At 29.7% G+C, this 3564-nt stretch carries 6 protein-coding genes, 1 tRNA gene and 1 pseudogene; 2 read left to right on the plus strand and 6 right to left on the minus strand.

The window, feature by feature from the left end; all coding sequences use genetic code 11:
- The coding region (locus tag AMN80_RS04865) for an NAD(P)(+) transhydrogenase (Re/Si-specific) subunit beta (protein ID WP_143323388.1) at positions 1–744 on the plus strand (744 nt) is incomplete at its 5' end.
- Positions 745–746: 2 nt separating this feature from the next.
- Positions 747–1442: a transaldolase family protein gene (locus AMN80_RS04870; protein ID WP_075520855.1), complete on the plus strand. Its 696-nt coding sequence runs from the start codon at positions 747–749 to the stop codon at positions 1440–1442.
- A gap of 4 nt (positions 1443–1446) precedes the next feature.
- Here AMN80_RS04870 and AMN80_RS04875 read toward each other — a convergent pair.
- The 6 genes and pseudogenes from AMN80_RS04875 to AMN80_RS04900 all read right to left on the minus strand — a co-directional run.
- Positions 1447–1523 (minus strand) — tRNA-Met (locus tag AMN80_RS04875).
- Positions 1524–1526: 3 nt separating this feature from the next.
- Positions 1527–1721 (minus strand): 30S ribosomal protein S21, encoded by a 195-nt coding sequence (rpsU, locus tag AMN80_RS04880; protein ID WP_075520859.1) that lies wholly within the window; start codon positions 1719–1721, stop codon positions 1527–1529.
- A gap of 59 nt (positions 1722–1780) precedes the next feature.
- A complete protein-coding gene (locus tag AMN80_RS04885) occupies positions 1781–2362 on the minus strand; it encodes a cell cycle transcriptional regulator TrcR (RefSeq protein ID WP_075520856.1) in 582 nt (193 codons plus the stop codon).
- Positions 2363–2370: 8 nt separating this feature from the next.
- Entirely contained in the window at positions 2371–2601 is a 231-nt protein-coding gene (gene rpmE / locus AMN80_RS04890) for a 50S ribosomal protein L31 (RefSeq protein WP_075520857.1), read from the minus strand.
- Between the two features lie 34 nt (positions 2602–2635).
- Complete coding sequence (locus AMN80_RS04895) at positions 2636–3376, minus strand: inositol monophosphatase family protein (RefSeq protein ID WP_075520858.1); 741 nt, start codon at positions 3374–3376, stop codon at positions 2636–2638.
- A 1-nt stretch (position 3377) separates the two neighbouring features.
- Positions 3378–3564, minus strand: a pseudogene (locus AMN80_RS04900) (elongation factor P); the annotation flags it as partial.

Consider the following 3564-nt stretch of genomic DNA (forward strand, 5'->3'; position numbering starts at 1 on the left):
GTAATTTCAATGTTGAACTCTTATTCTGGTTGGGCAGCAGCTGGAATAGGTTTTACTCTGGAGAATACTGCATTAATTATTACTGGAGCTCTAGTAGGTTCATCTGGAGCAATTTTATCATATATAATGTGCAAAGGTATGAATAGATCTTTTTTTAGTGTAATCCTCGGAGGTTTTGGAGGTACAGATCAAATATCTAAATCTGACAATAAAGAGCAAAAGCCAGTTAAAAGTGGTAACTCAGATGACGCTGCTTTTTTAATGAAGAATGCATCGTCAGTAATTATAGTCCCAGGTTACGGAATGGCTGTCGCGCAGGCACAACATGCTTTAAGAGAAATGGTAGATACGCTAAAGAAAAATGATATTAAAGTTTCATACGCAATACATCCTGTTGCAGGAAGAATGCCAGGGCACATGAATGTTTTACTAGCAGAGGCAAATGTTCCTTATGACGAAGTTTTTGAATTAGAGGAAATTAATAATGATTTTGCAAATTGTGATGTAGCTTATGTAATTGGCGCAAATGATGTTACAAATCCAGTTGCAAAAACCGATCCACAAAGCCCTATTTATGGGATGCCAATTTTAGATGTTGAAAAAGCAAAGTCAGTATTATTTGTAAAAAGAAGTTTGTCTCCAGGTTATGCAGGAGTAGACAATGATCTCTTTTACAGAGAAAATACTCTAATGTTGTTTGCTGATGCAAAAAAAATGACCGAAGATATTATAAAAAGTTTTTAAGAGTGACTCAAATTTATTGTGATATTGCAGATATAAAAACTATCAAAAATTACTCAAAAAAAAAAATTGTAAAAGGATTTACGACAAATCCGACTTTAATGAGAAAAGCTGGAGCCAAAAACTATGAGTTGTATTCAAAAGAAATTTTAAAAGTTTGCAAGAAAAAACCTATATCATTTGAGGTATTTGCAGATGACTACAAAAATATTATAGAACAAGCATTAAAAATTAGATCTTGGGGCAAAAATATTTATGTAAAAATACCAGTAGAAAATTCAAAAGGAATTTTTATGGGTAAAGTTATCAATGAATTAAGCAAAAAAAATATTAAAATGAATGTTACAGCTGTTTACACATATAAACAAACAGAAAAAATATTAAGTAAAATTAAAAAAAAAACTAATGTAATCATATCAATTTTTGCTGGAAGGGCTAGTGATGCAGGTAAAGATCCAATTCCAGAAATAAAGAAAAGTATATTGAGAGCGAAAAAATATCCGAACGTTAAAATACTTTGGGCTAGCGTTAGAGAGCCATATAACTATATACATGCCTCACAACTTGGATGTCACATAATAACAGTTCCACCAAGTATTATCTCAAAAATTGAAAAATTTGGTAAAACATTTCAAAGGTTAACTAACGATACAGTTAAAACATTTTTGATTGATAGTAAAAAATCTAAATTTAAAATTTGAGGATTGGTTGCGGGGGACGGATTTGAACCGCCGACCTTCAGGTTATGAGCCTGACGAGCTACCAGACTGCTCCACCCCGCGATATTAAATTCTATTCTTTAACTTGTTAAGTTTTTTTACTCTTTTAATATTTTCTTGAAGAATTCTTTTCTTTTTTTCAGATGGCTTTTCATAATTAGATTTTAGCTTTACGATTTTAAAAAAGCCATCTCTTTGGAGTTTTCTTTTTAAAACCCTCAAAGCCTGCTCCACATTGTTATCTTTTACATCTATTTTAATAACGTCCTCCAAAAAAAAGTAGTAACTATCATCTAAAGAAAATTATGTCTATTATTTTTTTATTGAGACTGTAGATTTTGTTTTTGGGCTTTTTCTTTGAGTTTTTTCTCTCTATTTATACGTCTTTCTGCTTTCTCAAGAGCCTCTGTTAAATCTCTTTGTGTAAATAAATTTATTGCAACAGGGTCTTTAGCATTTAAACTGTTAAAATTCCAATAGCTTTTATTTCTAATCGCAATGACCGAGTTTTTTGTAATACCAACAAGCTTTGCAATTTGAGAGTCTTTTAATTTAGAGTGGTTTTTTATTAACCATAAAACCGAATCTGGCTTATCTTGTCTCTTTGACAAGGGAATATATTTTTTTAACTTTTTTTCAGTTTCTTTTACATCTATGTCATAATTAGTAATATTGAGCGGTCTATCTTGGTCTTTGCTGGATAAATCAATTTCCTCTCTAGTTAATTGCCCTGAAGTTATAGGATTATAAGGCTTAATTCCTTTTGCTACCTCTCCATCAGCAATACCTTGAACTTCTATTTCATGTAAATTACAAAAATTTGCAATTTGTTTGAATGTTAAAGTTGTGTTTTCAACAAGCCATACTGCTGTAGCCATTGGCATTAATGGGGTCATATTCATAATAAGAATTATTTCTTGGTTTCTGATTTAAAATTTTGAAATTTTTTATTAAATTTACTCACTCTACCTTTATCTAAGATTTTTTGCTTTCCACCTGTCCACGCAGAATGAGATTTAGGATCAATCTCAAGTTTAAGCACATCACCCTCGTTACCCCAGGTGGACTTAGTCTCAAATTTTGTACCATCTGTCATTTCAACACTTATTTTGTGATAATTAGGGTGAATGTTTTTTTTCATAGCGAATTTATAGCAAAAGAATATTATAAAACAATTAAAAGATACTAATTTTTTTGTTTAAATCACTACTTATTCTCTCATTTGAAGCTTTAATACTAATTTTATTAAATTTTTTTAGATCAAATTTATCAACTATTCCTCCAGCTTCTTTTATCAATACAGTACCTGCGGCTATATCCCATAGATTTACATTTTTTTGAAAACAACCATCAAATCTCCCACATGAAACATATGCTAAATCTAAAGCAGCACTTCCAGTATTTCTAATAATTAAATTTTCGGGAAGATTTTTTCTAAAATTTACTCCATAAAGGCAACCTGAAATATTATTTTTTTTTGAAACTCTAATACTCTTATTGTTTAAAAATGATCCACCATTTTTTTCGGCATAAAATATTTCATCTTTTATAGGATCATATATGACACCAGCAATAATTTCTTTTTCAAATAGAAGAGCAATCGAAATACAAAAATGTGGGACACCATTTAAAAAATTAGTGGTTCCATCAATTGGATCGATTATCCAAAAGTTGTCTTTATCTTTATTTTTAATAAATCCAGTTTCTTCAGTTAAAATTGAAAAATTTTTTTTTGATTTTTCAAGTTCTTCTATAATTATTTTCTCTACTTTTCTATCTGCATTTGTTACAAAATTATTAGGCCCCTTTAAAGAAACTTGCAATTTTTCTACCTCACCAAAGTCTCTAATTAAAATTTTTGAAGCTTTTTCAGACGCCTTAATCATCAAATTTAAATTAGGGGAAATAGAATTCATATTAAATTTTTTTTATATATTCTAAAGTTCTTGTATCTATAACAATTTCATCACTTGACTCAATAAAAGGTGGAACTTGAATATTTAAACCATTTTCAAGAGTTGCGGGTTTATAAGAAGAGGAAATAGTTTGTCCTTTTAAAGATGCATCTGTTACTTTAATCTTACAATTTAATTGATTTGGCAAT

It is taken from the genome of Candidatus Pelagibacter communis, from assembly GCF_001179985.1.
In the GTDB taxonomy this organism is placed as follows: Bacteria; Pseudomonadota; Alphaproteobacteria; order Pelagibacterales; family Pelagibacteraceae; genus Pelagibacter; species Pelagibacter ubique_J.

Coding starts and splice junctions, on each gene's coding strand:
- AMN80_RS04885 (WP_075520856.1), bottom strand. CDS start 2,362: ATGAATATGACCCCATTAATGCCAATGGCTACAGCAGTATGGCTTGTT.
- rpmE (WP_075520857.1), bottom strand. CDS start 2,601: ATGAAAAAAAACATTCACCCTAATTATCACAAAATAAGTGTTGAAATG.
- AMN80_RS04895 (WP_075520858.1), bottom strand. CDS start 3,376: ATGAATTCTATTTCCCCTAATTTAAATTTGATGATTAAGGCGTCTGAA.